The following is a 21,704-nucleotide window of genomic DNA, read 5'->3' on the forward strand; positions in this document are numbered from 1 at the left end:
TGAGTTAATTCAAACAGTGAAAACTTTTTTCAGTCATTATTCTATTTTCAAGGAGTAAACATAAAGGTAAGGAGGGATGATCGTTATGATTCTTAAAATGATAGACTTAAGTTTAATGGCTGAACACCTGCCTGTTCATAAAGCTGAATTGGATAAATTAGCGTCGTATATATGTAACATTCAAAACACAGAGGTCAAGCAAGTAGCGACAGAACAATACATGGTCATGCGAAACCATGTGAAAGTGATGGTTGCTCTTATGAACCCGGTTCAAAATGAAAACATCGGAGTTAATGATTTACATAAATGGGAGCCTGTTGAAATAAACTGTCATCAGAGCTCTATAGGAATCAGTCAGGATGATATGCTTATAGAACTTGCAGCTTCTGCCGAAACGATGGCTAATAAAAACTTCAATTCAGGATTACGGATGAAAGCTGATAATGTCCGTAATATTCATGTTCATATGGCTCTACAGCAAATGATGATCCTCAACCGTTATATAGCCTTAATGGATAAATTAACAAAAAATACAGCTCCGGAGAGTTCACGAATAGAGCAGGAGGAGACTTATCATACATTTAAAAACATGTTTAACTTTTAACAAGTAAAAATTTTTCACTTCCACGTACCCAAGCTTACTTTATTACTAAAAGGGAGATATACATCATTTAATTTAAGATGACAAAATTTGTGGGGCTAGTGTTAAATCGGGAAGGTATATTGTCGCCAAATTGTTGCCCAATTTGTTTAAAAAACCTACCAATCAATCCTATTCTAATCTAACTCTATTGGAGTAAGAACTGATAAAATAAGGTTTTATCTCAGTTCATCACTATCATTTCTATTCAGTTGTCTACTTTGACAGGGTGGAGGTCGTTGGTTCGAGCCCAATCGGAATCACTAAGTTCTAAAAAGTCTCTGACTGTTGATGCTGCAACGGTCAGGGGCTTTTTATTTTGCCCTCGGTTACTGGCATGGGGGAGCGGCGGAACTTTTACCGCCCTATTTTAATCATATACTGACTTAACGCGTTCATATACCACCCTAACTCGAAGACATACCTCCCTAACTAATGGACATACTGCCTTAACTCTAACAGATCGGTCGTACGGGGGGGAGGTAGTATGATGTCCATAAAAGAATGGAATAGGTGAAGAAAAAGAGCGCCAGCTTTTTATAGACGAACCAAAGTAATAATACTGGCTAAGTGCCTGTCCTCCAACGAGTTCACACATTACTCGAGCGAGGACAGGCACTTTTTTAATTGAAACAGACAAGAACTCGGGTTGAATATTAAAAAAAGCATATACTATTGACAAAAATCGATTACAGTTGTAAACTTAAGTCAATCGATTACATTTGTAAACAAAATGGAGGTATTCCAATGGCCATAGAAGAAAAGACAGAGATTACGGAATCGGAATGGGAAGTCATGCGTGTTGTATGGACGCTTGAAAAAGCTACAAGTAAAGATATCATTCATGTTTTACAGGAAAAAAAAGATTGGAAGCCGGCGACTGCCAAGACATTTATTGGACGGCTCGTGAAAAAAGGCATCCTGAATACGGAGCCTAAGGGAAATAAATATATTTATTCAGCTGCCATTAGTGAAGAAGATAGTGTGAAAAGTGTAACGGATCGTCTTTTCGATCAAATATGCAGCAAAGCTGTAGGGAAAACAATTGCCGACATGATTGCAGAAGCTACATTAAGTTATAAAGATATCGAACTGCTGGAAACTGCTTTAGAAAAGAAGAAAGATGAGGCAGTCGACGAAGTGGCCTGTAATTGTGTGCCAGGTCAATGTAAATGTAGAGAAAACCACAACATGAATTGCTAACAGCAGGAATAAAGGAGTGAAGACCGTATGGAAAAGACTTTGAATATAGAAGGAATGACGTGTGCATCATGCGCACAATCCGTTGAAAAATCGACCGGCAAGCTGCAAGGTGTGAACGAAGCAAGCGTCAACCTTGCTACCGAAAAGTTGAAAGTGGATTATGATGAAAGCACGGTTTCTCTGGAAGAAATATATGGAGCCGTGGAACAGGCTGGATACAAAGCGTTGACAGATACGGAAACCAAGACGTTCAACGTCGAAGGGATGACGTGTGCATCATGCGTTCAATCGGTAGAAAAAGCGACGAGGAAGATCGAAGGCGTCATCGAATCCAACGTAAATATGGCAACGGAAAAAATGGTCATCCAGTACGATCCAGCTTTCGTATCTGTAAAAGATATTAAAGATGCCGTAGCTGGTGCGGGCTATGAAGCGCATGAAGAGATTGATGCAACAAGCTCTGTGGATAAAGACCGAGAGAAAAAAGAGAAGCATATCAAAGACATGTGGAGACGCTTTTGGCTGTCTGGATTATTTACCATCCCATTACTGTTGATTTCGATGGGACATATGATCGGACTGCCATTGCCAGGCTTCCTGGACCCCGAGGTGAATCCAATCAACTTTGTCATCACACAGTTGATTCTGACCACCCCGGTGATGATTCTAGGGAAAAGCTTCTTCACCGTAGGCTTCAAGACATTGTTCAAAGGCCATCCGAATATGGATTCTTTGATTGCATTAGGAACAAGTGCGGCTTACTTGTATAGTTTGATCGCTACGATTTTCGTGTTCATGGGAGATCCAGGCTATACGATGAATTTATATTACGAATCAGCTGCTGTCATTTTGACATTGATTACGTTAGGGAAATATTTTGAAGCCCTATCGAAAGGAAAAACTTCAGAAGCTATAAAAAAATTGATGGGCATGGCTCCAAAAACCGCGATGGTTGTGCGAGACGGAAAAGAAGTGGAAATCTCCGTAGATGAAGTGACAGAAGGCGATATCCTGATTGTTAAACCTGGTGAAAAGATGCCGGTCGACGGTATTGTTGTCGAAGGCACGACATCCGTGGATGAGTCGATGCTGACTGGAGAAAGTGTGCCGGTCGAGAAAGCTGCAGGCGACAATGTCATCGGAGCGAGCATCAATAAAAATGGAACCATCCAGTATAAAGCTACCAAAGTAGGCAAGGATACAGCCTTATCACAAATCATTAAATTAGTGGAAGAAGCTCAGGGATCTAAAGCACCGATTGCTAAAATGGCTGATATTATTTCTGGCTATTTCGTACCGATTGTCATCGTTATATCAATCGTTTCGGGGTTAGCGTGGTACGTTGGCGGCCAGACTGGATTGTTCGCGTTTACCATTGCTATTTCTGTGTTAGTCATCGCCTGTCCTTGTGCGCTTGGTTTAGCAACTCCAACTGCAATCATGGTTGGTACCGGTAAAGGTGCGGAAAACGGTGTTTTAATCAAAAGTGGTGGAGCGCTGGAGACGACCCACGAAATCGAAACCATTGTATTCGATAAGACGGGTACAATCACAGAAGGCAAACTGAAAGTTACGGACGTCATTCCGGCCAAGGAAGATATGTCCGAAGAAGAGTTATTGACCCTGGCGGGATCGGCTGAAAAAGGGTCGGAACATCCGCTTGGTGAAGCGATCGTACAGGGGGCAGAAGCAAACAGCCTGCCTTTTAAAAAGGTCGAAAACTTTAGCGCTATTCCTGGACATGGTATCAAAGTGACCATCGAAGACAGTAACGTCCTATTAGGAAACCGGAAGTTAATGGTTGATAACCAAATCGCTTTGGATGACTTTTCCGAGAAGTCCGATCAACTGGCCAATCAGGGGAAAACACCAATGTTCGTTGCGGTTGATGGACAGTTGGCAGGTATCATTGCAGTAGCAGACACAATCAAAAATACAAGTGTCGAAGCAATTGAAAAACTCCATGACATGGGTGTGGAAGTTGCCATGATTACTGGGGACAACAAACTTACAGCGGCCGCAATCGCTAAACAAGTAGGAATCGACCGTGTTTTAAGTGAGGTGCTGCCGGAAGATAAAGCAGCCGAAGTGAAGAAACTGCAAGAAGAAGGAAAGAAAGTAGCAATGGTCGGTGACGGTATTAACGATGCACCTGCACTGGCCCAGGCGGATATCGGGATTGCCATTGGCTCCGGCACCGATGTTGCCATGGAATCTGCGGATATTGTTCTGATGCGAAGTGACTTAATGGATGTGCCAACAGCCGTCAACCTGAGTAAGTCGACAATCAAAAACATCAGACAAAATCTTTTCTGGGCATTCGCTTATAACGTGTCAGGCATCCCGATTGCGATGGGAATCCTGTACTTGTTCGGAGGGCCATTACTGAACCCGATGATTGCAGCGGCGGCGATGAGTTTCAGTTCCGTCTCTGTCCTGCTTAACGCATTACGTTTGAAAAAATTCAAACCTTCTACTGTTTAAGTTATTAGGTGAAAAGGAAATAGACAAAGTAGCAGAAGGAGTGTGAAAAGCAATGAAAAACAACTTGGAACTTGAGCTTTATACCCGACCTACTTGCTCAGATTGTCAGGAAGCGAAAGAATATCTCGCTTCTGAGAGTATTTTATATCAGCATAAAGATGTCGGGGAAAACCCGGGTTTCGAAGAGGAGATGAAGCAGATTTCAGGCAACAGGATTGTGCCTTTGTTTGCCTTTTATAAAAAAGGGTTGTTCGGCAATAAAAAACTGGTAAAAAACTTCATAGGTTTTGAAAACAATAAAGATGAAATAAAAAGCCTGTTAAATAAAAAATGAGCTATAGCCTCCTCTGGGTGACAGAGGGGGCGTTTTTGTGTCATTTTCAATAGTCGCTACCAGAGATTATGTGGAGTAAGTTTGCCAGGTGATTTGCGCTGAATCATTACATTCGGCGTGCATGATTGCCCAACTGGCTCGAATTAACGTGGCCGAACCAGTATTTTTAGGAGTAAACTTATCTGTTGGCAAAGATATCTTTTTAAAGCATGTAAATTTAATATTGAAATCTCAATTTTTTATATACTCATATAAACATAATTTTTAAAGACAAAAAGTGTTTATGGCTAAATTTGGCCATCTGAGTTAAGGACGCCATAATTTTATATAAATTTGTCGGGTTAAAATTAAACAAAGCTGTCGCCTTATTAGGCAGCTTTGTTTATCATTCGGAAATTGATCCATCAATGGAAAAGAAAAAACCCTGGAATAGTGGCTCCAATGTTGCTATCACAAAAATTCCGTCTCCTAACACTCCTCCCCACTGGATGAATGGCTTATTCAACGTTAGGAGTGATGGTGCTATTTTGTACCTCAGGCTGATCACTATTATCTTGAAATCGAGTCTTCCACAATTAGGGGGCGCGCGACAAGTTCTGCTATAAGCGCTTTTCAGCGCGAAAGGCATGAGGTTTATATGATTAAATCTTAACTGTACAACGAAGGATGGGAATGAAGGATCCATGTTTCCCGAAACCATCCCGTCAACACTCCTGCATGCGTTAAGACTGGCAGGTCTTAGGGTGTGAAGCACAGGTAGATTGGGCAGAACGAAGGCTGAAGCCATATCTAAGGTATGCCAACGGATATGCCTCACGGCTGAAAAACTAGATAAGATGAGAATCGTTCTTTGAGATAGGAACTGACGAACTTCCGAAGGTAAGGGTCTAAAGATTTGAACGTAGGGAAACTTACGTGTCATCTTACGATGACGTGAGTGGTGTGGAGTAAAACTGCCCCCTCTGAAAGACGCTATACCGAACGATGGCGGTATCGAGCTCACAGGCTTAAAGGAAGCATCTACGTCTAGTATGGATAGCTACGTTGTATGGTACTTGGAAAGCAAGGAACGTTGAATCAAAGGCTGTCACCCGAAACGGTTGCTATAAAGTTATGCTGAAAAGCATTTGTCCTTGTGAGGGTAGGGGAATGACTGATGAGACTTCTGTAATGGAAGTGGAGGAACAGCCCCAAGTCTAGAGTATGAAACGATTATTTTCCTAACGTGAATGGCACCGATCGGGTAGGAACGTGGGAACATCACTCCTAAGGAGGGATGCCACAGTGTCAACGCTGCGAAACTGGGATTATTATAATATGACGGAGACCTTTACGGATCTTCATGAAAAAGCGAGTCAGGGACATACGTTTTCTCAACTATATGAAACCATCATATCGAGAGAAAACATCCTGCTCGCTTTTCGCATGATCAAAACCAATAAAGGCTCTAAAACACCAGGTACCGATGGGAAGACCATCGATGACATGAAAGAGCTCTCAGAAAATGATCTGGTAAATGAAGTCCGAAGTAAACTTCAAAACTATCGTCCGAAGAAAGTTCGAAGAGAATGGATTGAAAAAGAGAACGGAAAATGGAGACCCCTTGGGATTCCATGTATCTTGGATCGAGTGATCCAACAATGCTTCAAACAAGTTCTCGAACCGATTGTAGAATCTCAATTCTTTAAACATAGCTACGGCTTCAGACCTCTCCGGTCTGCTCATCATGCTATGGCAAGGATACAATCTTTGATTAATCAAGGTCAACTTCATTACGTCGTTGATGTAGATATTAAAAGTTTCTTTGATAATGTGAACCATCGTCTATTAAAGAAGCAACTCTGGAATATCGGTATTCAAGACCGTAAGGTACTAGCTTGTATTTCTAAAATGATCAAGTCGGAAATTGATGGAGAAGGAATGCCGGAGAAGGGTTCGCCTCAAGGTGGAATTTTATCTCCCCTTCTTTCAAATGTGGTTTTAAACGACTTAGATCAATGGGTTGCGGACCAGTGGGAAGTATTTCCTCTGGCGAAATCTTACAGTTCAGATGATGCCAGAAGGCGAGCGAGAAAACAAACGAACTTGAAACAAGGATACCTGGTCAGATATGCTGATGATTTTAAAATCCTATGCCGGGATGGAAAGACAGCACAACGGTGGTATCATGCGGTACGTATGTACCTCAAAGAGCGTTTGAAGCTGGACATCTCTCCAGAGAAATCTCAAATTGTAAACTTAAGAAAACGAGAATCAGAGTTCTTAGGGTTCACCATCCGTGCGAATAAAAAGGGTAAGAAACGGGTGGCCCATACTGGGGTCATTTCTTCAAAAAGAAAGAAAATTAAGCAGGAAGCGAAAAAGCTCATTCGAAGAATGAAAAGTTCACCTTCTGCTGAAAATATTCATCGTTACAATAGTTTTGTTTTAGGACTTCACCATTACTTTAATCGAGCGACTCATGTAAGTCTTGTGTTCTCACGTCTTGCTTACGATCTCAAACCATTTTTAGTGAACCGTCTTCGACCGGTTGGAACGCTAAAACATCCTTTTCAGCCACCGCCTTTTTATAAGAGAACCTTCAGCTTAGGAACGAAAACGATCTATATCAATGGTACGTATCTGTTTCCGATCGGGAATGTGAAAACATACAATGCTATGAACTTCAGTTCAAAGCTTTCGCTTTACACGAAGAAGGGCAGAGAGCAGATGTACAAAAGTCTCCGCCCGGATATACAGAAAGAAATTGGACACTTAATGAAGTCTTCTCTACCGAATCGAAGTGTCGAATATCTGGACAATCGTATTAGTCGATATAGTATGAAAATGGGAAAATGCGAAGTTACAGGCGAGTATCTCCATGCGTCAGACGTTCACTGCCATCATTACGTGCCAAGGAACCAAGGAGGTTCAGATCAATTTCAAAATCTCCGTATTCTTCATAAAGATATTCATCGACTTATCCATATGAAAGATATAGAGAAGATAAGGGTTTATCTTGAAAAGTTACCACAGAACCGATTGATCTTAGACAAAATCAATCAATACCGAAAGGTATGTGGGGGGGAAGGGATCGTTGCATCCAGTCTCGAAGAGTAACATAGGAACTTATAATGTAGTACATACCTTTAGATGGAACGCCGAATGCTGGGAAACTAGCACGTTCGGTGTGGAGCAGGGGAAAAGCTGGAGATAACCTCAAATGCTTACCTATTGCTAACTAATCTGTAATAAAGAATATTGAGGTATATGTAAGAGAAATTCTTAAACAAACAAAAAGCAGGTAACTTTTATAAGTTATCTGCTTTTTTGTGTATATATAAAATGCAACCTACTATGACATGATTTATTCCTTGTTCTTGTTTTCGAGTTCCTTGGATCTTCTTAGTAAGTATTGAAAGTAACTTTCCAATTCCCGGATTTGCTCTGGGCCCATAGCCTTCCATTTTTCTAAATCGAAAAATGCAGCATCTTCAATCCCATACTTATCCATGAGCTTATTTATTTCATTGATAGTATTGTATTCATTTTCTTTAGTTTCGTTTACTGTAGTCTCAGACCTACCTAATAAATAATCAACACTCACATCTAATGCATTAGCAAGACTAATAAGCATCTCATTTGAAGGTGTACTATAACCATTTTCGTAGTTACTAATTGTACCCTTTGTCGTTTTAATCTTATTTGCTAATTCATTTTGAGTGAGTCCCTTGGTTTTTCTAGAATATTTAAGTCTTTGTGAGAGCATTTTTAGTATCCTTTCACTTTTTCATGTACAAGATTATTGTACCATCTTTCTAAGTATTTATAGATATTTTTAACTAAAGTACAAGATTCTTGTTTTTATCTGTTGACATACAAGAATCTTGTACATATACTTTAAGTACAAGTTATTCATACTAAGGAGGTGAAATAGTGAAGAATAAACGTTTAAAAGAGGCAAGAATTCAAGCTAACATGAGTCAAACTGAGCTTTCTGAATACTTGGGTTACAAGGGAAAACAAAGTGTAGCTAATTGGGAAAATGGATATTCAACACCAACTCTTAAAGTAGCTATTTGTTTGGCAGAAGTTTTGGGAAAAAATGTCCATTATTTGTTTGGTTATAAAGTACAAGGTTCTCATACAAAAAACGAGAAAATAAAATCTAACGAAAGAAAGGAAATGATTTAATTGTTTGAAGCAAAATTACAACCTGAAGCTGATTTCAATAACAAGGTGTACGATATTTTTTATGAAATTGCAAAAAAAGCCCATGAAGATGTGCAAAAAGAAACAGAATTACCATACTTGTTAGATCGCACTAAATTAGCCAAATATGTCTTTAATATAAGTGTACAGTCGTTAGACGCTCATATTTTAAGGCGAAAAGACTTTCCAAAGGTTCATGTTGGAGGACGGACACTTTACCCTAAAGATCTAGTAATAAACTGGATCAGAGATCATGTTGAGGTCTCTGATCAAACAGCTCCAGAAAGAAATTTTGGCGTAATATAACTCTATAAATCTATCATATATTATTTAATTACAACTACTGGTACAAACCAAGGGGTGAGTCCAATTTATAATAGTAAGGCTGCAGATATCATGAAGAAAACAAGAAAAGGAATTAATAAAACACAGCAACAACTGGCAATTGACATGCTTCAATCTAGAGAGTATATCTCAAAGCAAGAAAGGGGAGAACGGAAGATTCCCCCTGTAACCACCAAATATTTTATAGAGAAATATAATAGTCCTTGGCTAGCACTGGAAGCAGTTAATGAATATATCGGATGGGGGATTACACAGTTAGATAGCCCGAGGGCTAATAGCGACAAATATTTTCTTCAGTTGTTACTAGAGAAAGAGTTACTGGAAGCACTTGAAACCATTGCTCAAGTGACATGGACGAAAGATATAGATTATGTTCACTCTATGGAATTGCAAGATATCCATAGATCTGCTGAGACAATGGCTAGTGTGGTTCACTTCTCAACGCTTTATTTAGCAAGCTTATGTGAAACATATAATATCAGCTGGTTAAGGGTGTGGAGAAAACATCATTCTGATTTAAAGACATTGGGCTATCATTTTTAGTAAATAGCTAGGTAAGAAAAGAGGTGAAAGTATGCAGGGGTGGGTAAAGCTTCACAGGAAAATTCTCCATAGTGAAATTTTCGAAAATGAAAAGATGTTGAAAGTCTTTATATACTGTCTAACTAAATCTAGTCATAAAGATACTGAATCAAGGGTGGGGAGACAAAAGGTAGAAATAGAACCTGGGCAATTCATATTTGGTAGAAAAAAAGCTGCATCTGAGCTAAATATGACTGAATCCACCGTCCGTGATTATATAAGAACATTAGAAGAAGATGGGGTAATTACGGTTAATTCCACCAACAAATATAGCATCGTAACCGTTGATAACTGGGCACTTTATCAATCGAATGGTGAAGAATACGACAACAAAACAACAGCAGATAAACATCAAAAAGACAGCTCCCCGACATCAGAAAGACAGCAAAAAGACACATACAAGAATGAACGAGAACTTAAAGAACTTAAGAATGTAAAAGAATTTATTAATACAACTACTTCTGAAGCCATGAATAGTGAGTCCGTTCAATTTTATCAAAACAATATCGGAGTATTACGTCCTCATATTTCTAATGAAATAGCTGGATGGAGCGCGGAGCTTGGCGATGAATTAACCATTGAAGCCATGAAACGTTCTTTGGAACGAAATAAGATTTCATGGGGATATGTGAAGAGTATCCTTCAATCTTGGCTGAATAAAGGAATTAAAACCATTGAACAAGCTGAAGCTGAAGAGGTTGAACATAGAGATAGAATTCACCACAAACGCCAGTTTTCTAAAGTACCATCAAGTCAGGAAGTAATACCTGAATGGTTTAAAAACCGTAACGAACAAAAACAAAATGAAAATAAAAAGCCAACTATTGAGGATACTGCCTTAGCAATTGAGTTAGGAATTAAGTTAAAACGATCCAGGGAGAATATTCTAGAAGCTATTCATAACAGATATGATCTTTCGGAAGGAGACCTACAAGCTATACGGGAAGGGAAGAGCTCAGCTAAAGAAATCTTATTAAACAAAACGAATTTGAAAGTCGTAGGAGATCCATGACCTTATTTAAAAGGGAGGTGGTAATATGAAGACATCCGGCAAACATCGTTTGGCTTACTATGATATTTCATCACAAGCAGATAACGTAAAAACTTTTGAAGGGAAAGTGTACAATGTTCATGGTCTTTGGGCGATAGATAGAAATGGTGCTGCTGAAAGGCTATCTAAAATCTATTATCGAATCCGAACTGTGAAAGACAAACATTTTAAAACAATTGCAAAACGGAAAAATCCTATGAGTGAGCTGAAATCAGTAAGGTGAAATATAACGATTTTAATACGTGCTTGAACAGCACTTATTGAACATTGAAAAGTACATATCTATGTTAGGAAAAGAAAAGTCACGGGATTTTCCTAGCAGTCGATCAGCGTTAGGTGCGTGTCACGTGAAACGTATCTTGTGACTGGGAAAAGCATTGCATCAATAATGGTTATACTCTTGAGGTGAGGCATTGCCAATGAAGCTCTGGGGAGTTTGACCTAGATGCATAAAGTTCTACGTATATGCTAGAAACGTTGTGCATTGCAGCAAACGTTATTCGAATGTTGCATAGGGTTGATTGTACCTAGCCATAAACAATCAAATAATTTTATTCCTTTCCATAATGTGGTTTTTTGTTCGAGTAGGTGTTAGAATCGTTATACAAATCACTTAAGAAGGGAATGATCTGATGAAAAGACATTGGATTGGTGGTTTGGCTGGATTATTATTGGCCTTAATTCTCGTAGGCTGCGGAGCTGAGGGAGCCACTGGCCAAGTCGAGTCTTTACCACCTGATGAACTAAAAAAATACACCGAAGACAATAATCAAGCTTTTATATTGCTAAATAATACGGAAGATGAAAAAGAGAGAAAAGATAACATTAATCTAGTAGAAGAGAAAATTAAATCAATTAGTGTAAAAGAAATAAATGCTAAGTCGGAGGAGATGTTGGATAATAATTTAAAACCTGACGACTTAGGACTTAAGGATATCCAGTTTGAGACATTAGGTTACTATGAAGATGGGACCTTAGAAAAATATGTTTCTTTAAGAGATGTTGATTATTCTTCAGAAGATGAAAAACAAAAAGCAATAGAAAAATTTATAGATGAGACTACATCATAAGAGAAGTGATCTTTATTAGGTCGCTTCTTTTTTTATGCCAAATTTCTTTGAAGGGGGTGATTATCGTGGGTGCTACGAATCGTGAACTAAAACAATCTAAAGACTTGGTTCAGACTCTATTAACCATTCAGGACCTATCTTATAACGATTGGCTGCATAGCAAACACCAAGAGTATATTCAGGAAAATCAAGATGTAGTTATGAAATCTTTGCTGCATTACAAAGGGATAAGTGAAGCGAAGGAAAATAAAAATTTTTAAAGGAGCGAATGAATGATGAAACTAACTAATTTTGTTCCACTATCTGCCATAAGTAATTTACAGTCTACAGGTGCTTCCATTCTTACAGCCATGCAATTGCTTGGGATTATTTCGGCAGCTATTGCTTTTGGTATAGGGGCCTACCATCTTATCTGGGGTGGAGTAAGAGGCCGTCAAAGCTCTATTGTATGGTTTATTGGTGGTGCCGTTGGGCTTGTAATTCTAATGGGAGCTACAGCTATCGCTGAATACATTGACAGTCAGGTGATTTTTTAAGGGGGTAGGGTCCATGAGGGTATTATTCACATCAAAAATGGATGGTGAAATTTCGAGCTTTCACCCTTATTCCTTCCAGGAAGTTGTCTTGCTAACGGCAGAATTGGATACTAAATTAAAAAAGAAAAATGCTAAGCCAATTACGCTTGATTTTATGATATTTAATGAAGAGGGAGACAAGCTGTACAACGGCTCATATGAAGTGGGAGCAGAAGGAACATCAAATATTTATGACCATGTTTGTCAAAAACTTTTACAGTTACCCATGGAAAATAAAAATGAAGAAACAAAAAGGGATGTCTTTCTTCAACAATTAACTTCTAATACACCACCATCGTATCAAATTGATATGACAGAAGTTTTGAAAGAGAAGGAACTACAAAAATCGAGTTGGAAGCAACTTGGTAAGCGTGGCAAAATTTTTGTGAGTGTTATCAGCACCACGTTAATGGTAGCCGTAGTTACATCCATCACTCTACTTATACTTCTAAGCAATCAAGGCAAAGATCTAAGAGCCACTACACAAGAGCTGGAAAGAATGGAGGATGTAAAAACGGCTTATGAAGGTTATTGGACAGGTGAGCAGAAACAAGCTGTTGATCAGTTACAAGGAATGGAAACATTAACGGAATCGGAACGTCAAACATTGCTTCATTTTCTGGTAGAACTTAAAAAGTATGATCAAGCTTTTCAATATGTAGGAAAGGAAAACATTTCTTCTCTGGCTGAGCAAGTTATGCAAGTTCATGGTCTGGAAGAATTGACTTCCTTTCAAAAATCTCATCCGAGTCCTTTAGGTGAATTTAAATTAGCCTTTCATAATGGAGAATACAAACAGGCGGTAGATATTCGAGATATGCCGATGTCTCCTAAACTCTATAAACAAAAGGGGATTGCTTACTTGAGGATCGATCAATTGGAAGAAGCAAAAAAGATGGCCAGTGAAGCGAAAGACGATGAACTGAATAAAAAGATTAATGAGTATCAAGAAATTGAGGAACAGTTGACTAAAATAAATAGCCAAATAGAAACAGAGAAAAAGTCAGAAGATCAAAATCAATCTAAAATCGATTCGCTTAAAGAGCAACAAGATGATCTGGAGAGTCAAAAGAACAATATATAAGAGGGTGATTCATTTGAAATCAGTCATTGCTAAAAAACAGGTGCTTATTCTATTAAGCATCTGTTTTTTTATATCCACGATGCTGGTCAGTACTTTCCTATGGAATCTGGGATATGCCATGTGGTCAACCTTAAAGACTTTCCCAGAATTCAGTAAACCAATAGAAATTAAAGCTTCATTTTTAACAGATTTTCATATTCAGGAACAACCACTCTACTATGGCATAGCTGCCTTAATCGGTTTTGTCGGCATAGCCCATATGATTTATAAACTTAGAAGTAACTTTAAACCAATAGGTACAGACGAGAAGGGTTCTCAGAGATTTGCAACGAGAAAAGAAATTCAACAACAGTACAAGGCCATTCCTGACCGAAAACAACCATATCAAGGTAAAGGAGGCCCTGTGTTATCTAGAAAAGGGGACAAAGCTTTTATTGATCCGTCACCTGTCAATAATTTGATTATTGGTACGACAAGAAGTGGTAAGGGCCAAACCTATGTTATTCCAACCATAGATGCTTACTCTCGTGCTGAACATCAGCCATCTTTAGTCATCAATGACCCTAAAGGGGAGTTATTTGCTTCTAGCCGAGAGACGCTGGAGAGAAGAGGGTATGAGGTTGAGGTTTTAAACTTAATGAATCCAATGCAAAGCATGAGCTTCAATTTGCTGGAGTTGGTTAAACAATCTTATAAGGATGAGGATTATTCTACAGCCCAAACGCTTTGCGAAACTATTACTCATATGCTTTACCACAATCCAAACGCTAAAGAACCCATGTGGGATGATTCAGCTAAATCACTTGTGAATGCGATGATCCTTGCGGTTACAGAGAAAAGCATTACAGAAGGGATGGAAGAGAAAATTACGATGTACACGGTCGCCAATATGCTCTCGGAGTTAGGGACTAGAAATGAGGTGGATGAAGATGGTCAAGAATACAATGCATTGGATCAATTTTTCCAAGAACTACCCCCATCACATGTAGCAAAAGGTCAATATGCAACGAGTAATTTTTCCAAAGGGAATACTCGATCAAGCATTTTTACGACAGCTATGAATGGATTGACTAAGTTTACAATGAGTGAAACAGCTAAAATGACAGCAAAAAACTCTTTAGATTTAAAAAGAGTGGGTTTCGGTCAAAGTATTAAGGGGCGAGGTGATCCTTTTTCCAAAGTGACGATTTCATTCCCGGATGGATCCACTGAAATCAATCAATCAGGAGAGAGTGGGACATGGACCATTAACTTTAAGACCTCATTAAAAGCCGGAGATCATTTAGTTATTTCTCAAGACTCGGCTCCTGGTACTTCAAAAGATAAAGAAGTTCAAAAGGATAGCTTCACGATTCGGATTGACAAAGTAGAGAAGGAAATGGGCAAGGTTTCCTTCTCTTATGTTTCTGCTAGCGGCACTATGGAAGTAAAAGAGATTATTTACTCCAATAAACCTATTGCAGTGTTTATGGTTACACCCGATTATGATACTTCTACTCATGCTATTCCGTCTATTTTCGTTAGCCAATTGTATTATGTATTATCAAAAAATGCAGCCATTGCCAAAGGACAAAAATGCTTGCGAGAAGTGGTCTTTATGTTAGATGAGTTTGGAAATATGCCTGCGATAGCAGATATGGAAAATAAAATCACGGTATGTTTGGGAAGAAACATTCGCTTTCACTTAGTTGTTCAATCCTATGCTCAATTAAAAGATTTGTATGGAGAAGATGGGCAAGCCACCATCCGTGGTAACTGTGGGAATGAAATTTATATATTGAGTGCTGACTATGATTCTGCTTCCTATTTTTCTTCCAAGTTAGGAAAGAAAACGTTAAATACTCAAACACGGTCTGGATCTACTTTTTCACTGGATAAGTCGAAAACGGAAAGTACGGAAGGAAGAGATCTTCTAACTGCCAATGAACTGCAGGAATTGGAGGAAGGAGATACGGTAGTGCGACGTGTACTATTACGTCGTGATAAGAAAGGAAGAAAGATTCGTGCCTTTCCTATTTATAATACAGGAAAATACAGTATGAAATATGCTCACACGTATCTTAGTTCAGAATTTCGTCCAGGGCGATCGATTACGGAAGAAGAGATTTCTACCCCACACCGCCATGTTCATCCAGCAGAATTAGTTATTGATTTCCAAACTGGCTATTCTAATAAAGCACAGACAGACGAGGCGCCAGAGGATATGGAAAATCAATCGCAAAATGGACCATTCAGTGATTCAGAACAATCTACGGAATGGTGGAGGAAGGAAAAAGTCGGAGAGTTCTTTGATAATAGCACACTTTCACTTATTCATCAGCAAATTGCTCCTCATTTAGAACATAGTGAGGAGGAAATGAATGAGGAACCTATGGAAGCTTTTCTTTATAACTTAAAGCTTTTAGGCGATCATCAAGAAATTAACCGACAAGTGTATAGTCACATTCGAAAACAAATAGATAATTTAATTGAAGAACACGGGACAACAGTGGATCAGGGATGAAAAATAAAATAATAAAGGTGGTGATGGAGTGTCCGATGAAGAGCTGTTAGAGATATTGTTGAGGTTTTCCGAAGTCTTATCAACGAACAATATCTTCACATCGGGGTTAAGGATTGTAGGGTGGGGAGCGATATTATTTTTAAAAATGATTGTTGATGGTTTGGAAGGAATGGTTGATCAGATCTTAACCTTAACTGATTTCTTTTCAAGCGATCCCGTGACTAATTTTCTCGAAACCATCCAGCCTATTCTCTATATTCTGTTGGCCATATCATTGGGAATGATTGGCTTTCGATTGATCTTTAATAAAGAAAAAAATCGATCTGACATTCCAATGAATATATTTATATCCATCGTGACAATTACCCTGTTATCTTTTGGAATGGGGAAAGTGGATGACTTTACTGGAGATGCAATGGACGTAGCAAAGGTACAAACAGATTCTTTTACCACCTCTGATCGAGTAATGGAAGACCATATTACAGATATTTCTGTTTATGATGAATATGGATGGGAAGACCCAGAAGTAGAAAGCCGGCACCATGTTGCTCCTAGTAACATTGATAAAATTTCTATTAATGAGACGATAACTAAGGAATTCGAAAAAGCAAATGGAGATCAACTGACATCTAAAGGGAAAGAAATTTTAATGAACAAAGTAGGATTAGAATCAAATGGAGAAGAAGGGCTTGTTGAGTTAGGAAAAAGTGGTCTGTTTGATTTCCTTCCAGAAAATTATTACCGGTGGCATGTGGATTGGTTTACTGCCATCGTAACCCTTTCTGTTATGGCTTTTACCATGATATTAATATCTATTAAAGTAGCCAAGCTCTGTTTTGAGCTTGGCTTTAATCATATCGTGGCGCTAATTATGGCGTATTCGGATATATCCACGGGCCAGCGATTGAAAGCGATCATTAAGAATATTGGAAGCATTTTTGCTTCTCTTATCATGATTTTCTTAAGTTTACGTGTGTATATGTATTACACGACCTTTATAAATAATAATCTTGAAGGACTTGGGTATTTGATTGCTTTGATTGCAGGAAGTTTGGCCGTCATTGATGGTCCTAATATCGTACAAAAGCTCTTTGGAATTGATGCTGGATTGAAAAACGCCTGGCATGTTGCGATGGGTGGTTACCTAGCTTCTAAAACACTTGGACCTCCCGTGAAGAAAGCTGCAGGAACTATTACAAGTGGTGGTGCATCAGCATTGATGAATACAGGTGCCGGGACAGCTGGAGCAGTCGCTGGTATCTATGGGCGAAAAGGTGAAGGAAAAGCACAGACAAATGGAAAAAGTGATCCATCCTCTAGTTTCTCTTCAAAAGAAGGAAACAGAAGTCGAGGAAACCCGCAAAAGCAAGAGCCAAGTCCAATGACATCCAATAAGAAGAGCCAAAAAGATTCTTTGGGAGGAAAGGAAATCAGAAGATCTGAGGAAAAAAATAGTCCTTCTACTCATGAAAATCAGGGGCTATCACAGCCTTCTTCAGGGAAAGGCTCCTCTATGGCCTTTCTACAAGAAGGTTCCCCAGGAGGATTGGGCGTCCCGTCTTCGAACGACAACTATGAGCAGCCTTTATCTAATAAACCTAAAGAGAAGGCTGATCAAATAACAGCAAGCACCAAAACAGAAATATCAGATGTAAAAGCTCCAGAAAGTACAGATGATATTCCTATGCCAAATCAAAATAGAACAGAGCAGCGAACGATAGGGAATTATATGAAAGATCGCATGGGTGAGCGAATCAATAATAATCCTAAGATTCAGAGTGCAAAACGGACGTATAACTTATCACGAAACACTACGGAGAACTGGATAAATAAAATTAAGAAACGCGGGCCTGAGTCTTAACTTGGTCCGCGTTTTGTTATGAAGGAGTGTTTTTATTGCAATACAAGATTCCATCAGAAATTGGAAGTGAGTTGAAGATCAACCGTCTATTTTACCTTACAGACTTACTTGTGGTCCTCATCCTGGGCGGCATAGGCTTTACATTCCGGTATGTCGTTCATTCTTCATTCGTTTGGTACTATGCGATCGTTTGGATTTTATTGATGGTTGCTTGGTTGATCCGACCCAAAACGAACCCCAAACTGCGTATGGCCAAAGCTTTGTTCTTAGCTGTCACAAGGGACCGAATTGCTTATTGTGCTATCGATAAAAAAGAGGGGGAGGATGGTAAGGATGAGAATCAAATATGAAGAGTTTAATGACGAAGAATATGCCTTCCCGCAGTTAAAGGTACTTCTTGAAGAACAGCTCGGACGAGACTTAACAAAAATAGAAGCACGGAAGATTCGGTGGTTGTCTGGATGGGAGCAAGAAACGGTCGGCGTACTGTTTGACCTGATTCAAGAAGTAGCAGGAAAGGAAACAAAGCATGATAACCATAAGAATCATATGAGGGAGGACTTTAAATGAAGAAGAATAAAAAAGACCACCCTTTCTTCAAAGAAGAGAATTCCGAAAAAATGGCTCTTTTTGATGAACGAAAAACTACTGAGAGATATAAGAAGCAGCAAAGGTCGAAAGCTAAAAAGAAAAAAAGAGAGGTAGCCATTCCATCCATAGCTGAGATTCTTCCCATTCAGGACATGACCGAGGAAGGATCCTTTCAATTAAAAGGAGATGGGGGCTATATGGACGTGATGCAACTTCATAGTAAGGACATATATTCGCCATCTACCCAAGAAACTGAATACGACATCATGAAGATGGCCAAGTTCTTTCAATCATATGCGTCCGATATCAAGATAGTCTCCATGAATTTTCCGGTTAATATGAAAAAGCAGCTCGATGCAATTAATTACAAGATTGCTCAAAACAAAGCGCCTCTATATGAGCGCTTCTTAATTAGGAAAAGAGAGGAGCTGCACTTTTTAGAGACCCACCGGACGAACAGAGAGTTTTATTTATATATTTACGCGACTAGTCTTAAACAGCTTGCTGAGTACAGAAACAATTGTCGACGCTATCTTGGTCGAGTCGCTCCAATCATTGAGTTAACCGATGAAAAGAAACTTGATTTGCTCTATAAGCTATACAATCAAAATTCTAAACTAGAAAAGAAGGGATAAGGGATGTTCTCATTTCTAAAAAAGAAAAGTGATGCCGAAGAAACCCAAGAAAAAGGATATAACCCTTTCTTACTGGCCCATATCCAACCACAAGGAGGGGTTAAATTTCATGAATCCTTTATTCGTAAAGGAGATGGTTATGAAGTTTGTGTTCATGTCTATTCCTTCCCTAAAAATGTTTCGGACTTTTGGTTAGAGCCTATCTTCAATATGGAGAATGTGATTACTACAATGGATATTGTCTCTGACGATCGTTACAAGGTCCGAGATGGTTTAAACAAAGGGATGGCTGAACAGAGCTCCAGAATGATTAATGAAAAAGATAATGCAGGCATTATTGAAGCGCAAAATAACTACGATGATTTGCGGCAGCTATATAATCAGGTCTCTGAAGAAGGAGAAATCATAAAACGTGTTCATCTTAGGCATTATGTAAGTGCACCAACAAGAGAAGAGCTGGAAGACAAAGTGAAAGTCGTCTTATCGATTTTACAGGACGAGAATTTTCGAGGATCCATCTTTTTAAACGAACAGGAATTTGAATGGAAATCACTACTCACGAATTACACGGAACAATCCACATATCGAAACAAGAGGGTAGGTCATCCGATACCCGCATTAGGGTTAGCAGGTGGCTTTCCTTTTCATTTTACTAGCTTAAACGATCCTTATGGTACGTTCTATGGCACAACACTCACGGGAGGAAATGTGGTCTTTGATCTTTTTCATAGAGATCAGCAACGTAAGAGTTATAACGGAGTCATGGTCGGAGCGATGGGAGCAGGAAAATCCACTACGCTTAAGAAAATTATGCTGGATAACGCGATTAAAGGATATAAGGTTCGGACGTTTGATGTCACAGGTGAGTTTGTTGAGTTAACGGAAGCTTTAGGAGGAAAGCAAATCGCTCTAGATGGGTCAGACGGGGTTATCAATCCTTTACAGGTATATCGAACGGCAGAGGACGAATATACGTCCTTTACTCAGCATTTATCGAAGTTGACGACGTTCTATAAATTCTTAGCACCTGAAGCAAATGATAGTGAACTTAAAGAATATGAAAATCTATTAAGAAAGCTCTATGAAAAGCTTGGCTTATGGAAGGACGATACAGACTCAAACATAACTGAACTTACTGTCCATGAGTACCCTATCTTTACAGATTTTCTTGCCTTTGTTGAAGAACAACTCTATGAAAATATCAAAGAAGGGAAGCAAAGGGAGAAGTTGAGTCAGGAAAGGAAACGACGGCTGGAAAGCATTGAATTAAATATACGGAACCTTGTAGAAACCTACGCGCACCTTTTTAATGGAGTATCAACTATTGAACACTTCGATGAGCAACAGGTTGTCACTTTTACACTAAGGGGCCTGTCTCAAATGAGGGCAGAGGTTTTCCAGGCGCAATTGTTTAATGTGCTCAATCTCTTATGGGACTCTATGCTAACGAATGGTTCTCCTCAGTTTGATGCTTATGATCGAGGAGAATTAGCTTTTGAAGACGCTGTAAGATATCTCATATTGATAGATGAAGCTCATCACATTATAAATACAAAAAAGAAAAGCGAGAGTGCTCTTGATTTCCTTACAAAGTTTAGTCGTGAGGCAAGAAAGTATTTTGGCGCCCTCCTTTACGCGAGTCATACAATTCGCGATTTTGTTCCTGAGGGGTCGGATCAAAGTATGGTAGAGGAGATTAAGAAGCTTTTTGAACTGACGCAATACAAGATTATTATGCAGCAGGATAGTAACAACTTAGAGATGATGCAGCAGATATTCATGGGGCAATTAAGCCAAAGTGAATTAAAAGATATCCCTTACCTACAAACAGGAGAGACGATGTTAAGCATCCGTGCTGTTGAAAACATTCGCTTCAAGGTGGAGGTATCGGACGAAGAGTTAGCCTTGTTTGGAGGAGGTGCATAAGGATGCCTTGGTCCCTTCTCCTGGGGTTAGTACCTCGGAAAGTATGGCTATGGTTGGTTGGTATTCTGGTAGCTCTTTTCCTTCTACAAATGCTCTTGTATGCTTCCGTCATTACAGGGCTAATTGGTTATCAAAAGTCTTCCTCCAGTGAGAATGTGAGGTCCATTGATGTAGTAAATGGAACAGCACAAGTTTCAGCTGCATTAGAAGAGTACCGTCCTCTGTTTGAAGAATATGCCGAAAAGTATGGGGTGTCCAAGTATGTGGAGCTTCTCCTCGCCAAAACGATGCAGGAATCTGGAGGACGTCTTGATGATGTGATGCAAGCAAGTGAATCTATTGGTCTACCACCAAACACGATTGAGGATCCTGAAAGAAGTATTAATGTTGGTATCCGATATTTCTCGGAGATGCTGGATAAAGCAGGAGGAGATATTAAGCTAACACTCCAAGCTTATAACTTCGGTGGAGGGTTCATTGATTACGCAAACGAACACAACAATGGAGAATACAGCAAAGAGTTAGCGATCGAATACTCAAGAATGAAATACCAGGAATTGAAGCATACAGGCATGTATTCATGCATTAGACCTGAGTCGGCAGAAACTGGAGCGTGTTATGGAGATATT

At 39.2% G+C, this 21,704-nt stretch carries 22 protein-coding genes; 21 read left to right on the forward strand and 1 reads right to left on the reverse strand.

Annotated features, from left to right (window positions below; translation table 11 throughout):
* Positions 1–85: 85 nt before the first annotated feature.
* The 5 genes from P855_RS0116470 (at position 86) to ltrA (ending at position 7,760) form a co-directional block, all read left to right on the forward strand.
* Entirely contained in the window at positions 86–604 is a 519-nt protein-coding gene (locus P855_RS0116470) for a hypothetical protein (protein ID WP_028784596.1), read from the forward strand.
* Between the two features lie 783 nt (positions 605–1,387).
* Positions 1,388–1,843, forward strand: a complete 456-nt coding sequence (locus tag P855_RS0116475) for a CopY/TcrY family copper transport repressor (protein WP_028784597.1) — start codon at positions 1,388–1,390, stop codon at positions 1,841–1,843.
* A 27-nt stretch (positions 1,844–1,870) separates the two neighbouring features.
* Positions 1,871–4,327: a heavy metal translocating P-type ATPase gene (locus P855_RS0116480; RefSeq protein WP_028784598.1), complete on the forward strand. Its 2,457-nt coding sequence runs from the start codon at positions 1,871–1,873 to the stop codon at positions 4,325–4,327.
* A gap of 52 nt (positions 4,328–4,379) precedes the next feature.
* Positions 4,380–4,661 (forward strand): glutaredoxin family protein, encoded by a 282-nt coding sequence (locus P855_RS0116485; protein WP_028784599.1) that lies wholly within the window; start codon positions 4,380–4,382, stop codon positions 4,659–4,661.
* A gap of 1,284 nt (positions 4,662–5,945) precedes the next feature.
* Positions 5,946–7,760 (forward strand): group II intron reverse transcriptase/maturase, encoded by a 1,815-nt coding sequence (gene ltrA / locus P855_RS0116495; RefSeq protein ID WP_028784601.1) that lies wholly within the window; start codon positions 5,946–5,948, stop codon positions 7,758–7,760.
* Positions 7,761–8,007: 247 nt separating this feature from the next.
* Here ltrA and P855_RS0116500 read toward each other — a convergent pair whose 3' ends face one another.
* On the reverse strand, positions 8,008–8,409 hold the full coding sequence (locus P855_RS0116500) for a helix-turn-helix domain-containing protein (RefSeq protein WP_028784602.1): 402 nt from the start codon (positions 8,407–8,409) through the stop codon (positions 8,008–8,010).
* 167 nt (positions 8,410–8,576) lie between these two features.
* On the opposite strand from P855_RS0116500, the gene P855_RS0116505 reads away from it, so the two are divergent.
* The 16 genes from P855_RS0116505 to P855_RS22575 form a co-directional block, all read left to right on the forward strand.
* Entirely contained in the window at positions 8,577–8,834 is a 258-nt protein-coding gene (locus P855_RS0116505; RefSeq protein ID WP_028784603.1) for a helix-turn-helix domain-containing protein, read from the forward strand.
* Positions 8,835–9,158, forward strand: coding sequence for a hypothetical protein (locus P855_RS0116510; RefSeq protein WP_028784604.1), 324 nt, complete (start codon positions 8,835–8,837; stop codon positions 9,156–9,158).
* A 90-nt stretch (positions 9,159–9,248) separates the two neighbouring features.
* Positions 9,249–9,740 carry a helix-turn-helix domain-containing protein gene (locus tag P855_RS0116515; RefSeq protein WP_028784605.1) on the forward strand — a complete coding sequence of 164 codons (492 nt, stop codon included), beginning with the start codon at positions 9,249–9,251 and terminating at the stop codon, positions 9,738–9,740.
* 31 nt (positions 9,741–9,771) lie between these two features.
* Positions 9,772–10,791 carry a DnaD domain-containing protein gene (locus P855_RS0116520; RefSeq protein ID WP_028784606.1) on the forward strand — a complete coding sequence of 340 codons (1,020 nt, stop codon included), beginning with the start codon at positions 9,772–9,774 and terminating at the stop codon, positions 10,789–10,791.
* 25 nt (positions 10,792–10,816) lie between these two features.
* Positions 10,817–11,053 carry a hypothetical protein gene (locus tag P855_RS0116525; protein ID WP_028784607.1) on the forward strand — a complete coding sequence of 79 codons (237 nt, stop codon included), beginning with the start codon at positions 10,817–10,819 and terminating at the stop codon, positions 11,051–11,053.
* A 409-nt stretch (positions 11,054–11,462) separates the two neighbouring features.
* Positions 11,463–11,900: a hypothetical protein gene (locus P855_RS0116530; RefSeq protein ID WP_028784608.1), complete on the forward strand. Its 438-nt coding sequence runs from the start codon at positions 11,463–11,465 to the stop codon at positions 11,898–11,900.
* 65 nt (positions 11,901–11,965) lie between these two features.
* On the forward strand, positions 11,966–12,160 hold the full coding sequence (locus P855_RS0116535) for a hypothetical protein (RefSeq protein WP_028784609.1): 195 nt from the start codon (positions 11,966–11,968) through the stop codon (positions 12,158–12,160).
* 12 nt (positions 12,161–12,172) lie between these two features.
* Positions 12,173–12,436, forward strand: a complete 264-nt coding sequence (locus tag P855_RS0116540; RefSeq protein ID WP_028784610.1) for a hypothetical protein — start codon at positions 12,173–12,175, stop codon at positions 12,434–12,436.
* Positions 12,437–12,449: 13 nt separating this feature from the next.
* Positions 12,450–13,559 carry a hypothetical protein gene (locus P855_RS0116545; RefSeq protein ID WP_028784611.1) on the forward strand — a complete coding sequence of 370 codons (1,110 nt, stop codon included), beginning with the start codon at positions 12,450–12,452 and terminating at the stop codon, positions 13,557–13,559.
* 13 nt (positions 13,560–13,572) lie between these two features.
* Positions 13,573–16,062: a VirD4-like conjugal transfer protein, CD1115 family gene (locus P855_RS0116550; protein ID WP_051353287.1), complete on the forward strand. Its 2,490-nt coding sequence runs from the start codon at positions 13,573–13,575 to the stop codon at positions 16,060–16,062.
* A 28-nt stretch (positions 16,063–16,090) separates the two neighbouring features.
* Complete coding sequence (locus tag P855_RS0116555) at positions 16,091–17,923, forward strand: pLS20_p028 family conjugation system transmembrane protein (RefSeq protein WP_028784613.1); 1,833 nt, start codon at positions 16,091–16,093, stop codon at positions 17,921–17,923.
* A 26-nt stretch (positions 17,924–17,949) separates the two neighbouring features.
* Positions 17,950–18,273, forward strand: a complete 324-nt coding sequence (locus tag P855_RS21210) for a DUF5592 family protein (RefSeq protein ID WP_235062672.1) — start codon at positions 17,950–17,952, stop codon at positions 18,271–18,273.
* Positions 18,257–18,493 (forward strand): hypothetical protein, encoded by a 237-nt coding sequence (locus P855_RS0116565; RefSeq protein ID WP_028784614.1) that lies wholly within the window; start codon positions 18,257–18,259, stop codon positions 18,491–18,493. Before P855_RS21210 ends, P855_RS0116565 begins: the two co-directional genes overlap by 17 nt.
* Complete coding sequence (locus tag P855_RS0116570; protein WP_028784615.1) at positions 18,490–19,149, forward strand: hypothetical protein; 660 nt, start codon at positions 18,490–18,492, stop codon at positions 19,147–19,149. The genes P855_RS0116565 and P855_RS0116570 overlap by 4 nt, the downstream gene beginning before the upstream one ends.
* 3 nt (positions 19,150–19,152) lie before the next feature.
* Positions 19,153–21,075: a VirB4 family type IV secretion system protein gene (locus P855_RS0116575; RefSeq protein WP_028784616.1), complete on the forward strand. Its 1,923-nt coding sequence runs from the start codon at positions 19,153–19,155 to the stop codon at positions 21,073–21,075.
* A 2-nt stretch (positions 21,076–21,077) separates the two neighbouring features.
* Positions 21,078–21,704: lysozyme family protein (locus P855_RS22575; protein ID WP_037986383.1), on the forward strand; the 627-nt coding region annotated here is incomplete at its 3' end.

Source organism: Thalassobacillus devorans MSP14 (assembly GCF_000496835.1).
GTDB lineage: Bacteria > Bacillota > Bacilli > Bacillales > Halobacillaceae > Thalassobacillus > Thalassobacillus devorans_B.

Bases quoted from the DNA above. Each gene is read 5' to 3' on its own strand.
- P855_RS0116515 (WP_028784605.1), top strand. From the start codon at position 9,249: ATGAAGAAAACAAGAAAAGGAATTAATAAAACACAGCAACAACTGGCA.
- P855_RS0116500 (WP_028784602.1), bottom strand. From the start codon at position 8,409: ATGCTCTCACAAAGACTTAAATATTCTAGAAAAACCAAGGGACTCACT.
- P855_RS0116540 (WP_028784610.1), top strand. From the start codon at position 12,173: ATGATGAAACTAACTAATTTTGTTCCACTATCTGCCATAAGTAATTTA.
- P855_RS0116575 (WP_028784616.1), top strand. From the start codon at position 19,153: ATGTTCTCATTTCTAAAAAAGAAAAGTGATGCCGAAGAAACCCAAGAA.
- P855_RS0116520 (WP_028784606.1), top strand. From the start codon at position 9,772: ATGCAGGGGTGGGTAAAGCTTCACAGGAAAATTCTCCATAGTGAAATT.
- P855_RS0116545 (WP_028784611.1), top strand. From the start codon at position 12,450: ATGAGGGTATTATTCACATCAAAAATGGATGGTGAAATTTCGAGCTTT.
- P855_RS0116525 (WP_028784607.1), top strand. From the start codon at position 10,817: ATGAAGACATCCGGCAAACATCGTTTGGCTTACTATGATATTTCATCA.
- P855_RS0116565 (WP_028784614.1), top strand. From the start codon at position 18,257: ATGAGAATCAAATATGAAGAGTTTAATGACGAAGAATATGCCTTCCCG.
- P855_RS0116530 (WP_028784608.1), top strand. From the start codon at position 11,463: ATGAAAAGACATTGGATTGGTGGTTTGGCTGGATTATTATTGGCCTTA.
- P855_RS0116470 (WP_028784596.1), top strand. From the start codon at position 86: ATGATTCTTAAAATGATAGACTTAAGTTTAATGGCTGAACACCTGCCT.
- P855_RS0116475 (WP_028784597.1), top strand. From the start codon at position 1,388: ATGGCCATAGAAGAAAAGACAGAGATTACGGAATCGGAATGGGAAGTC.
- P855_RS0116570 (WP_028784615.1), top strand. From the start codon at position 18,490: ATGAAGAAGAATAAAAAAGACCACCCTTTCTTCAAAGAAGAGAATTCC.
- P855_RS0116485 (WP_028784599.1), top strand. From the start codon at position 4,380: ATGAAAAACAACTTGGAACTTGAGCTTTATACCCGACCTACTTGCTCA.
- P855_RS0116480 (WP_028784598.1), top strand. From the start codon at position 1,871: ATGGAAAAGACTTTGAATATAGAAGGAATGACGTGTGCATCATGCGCA.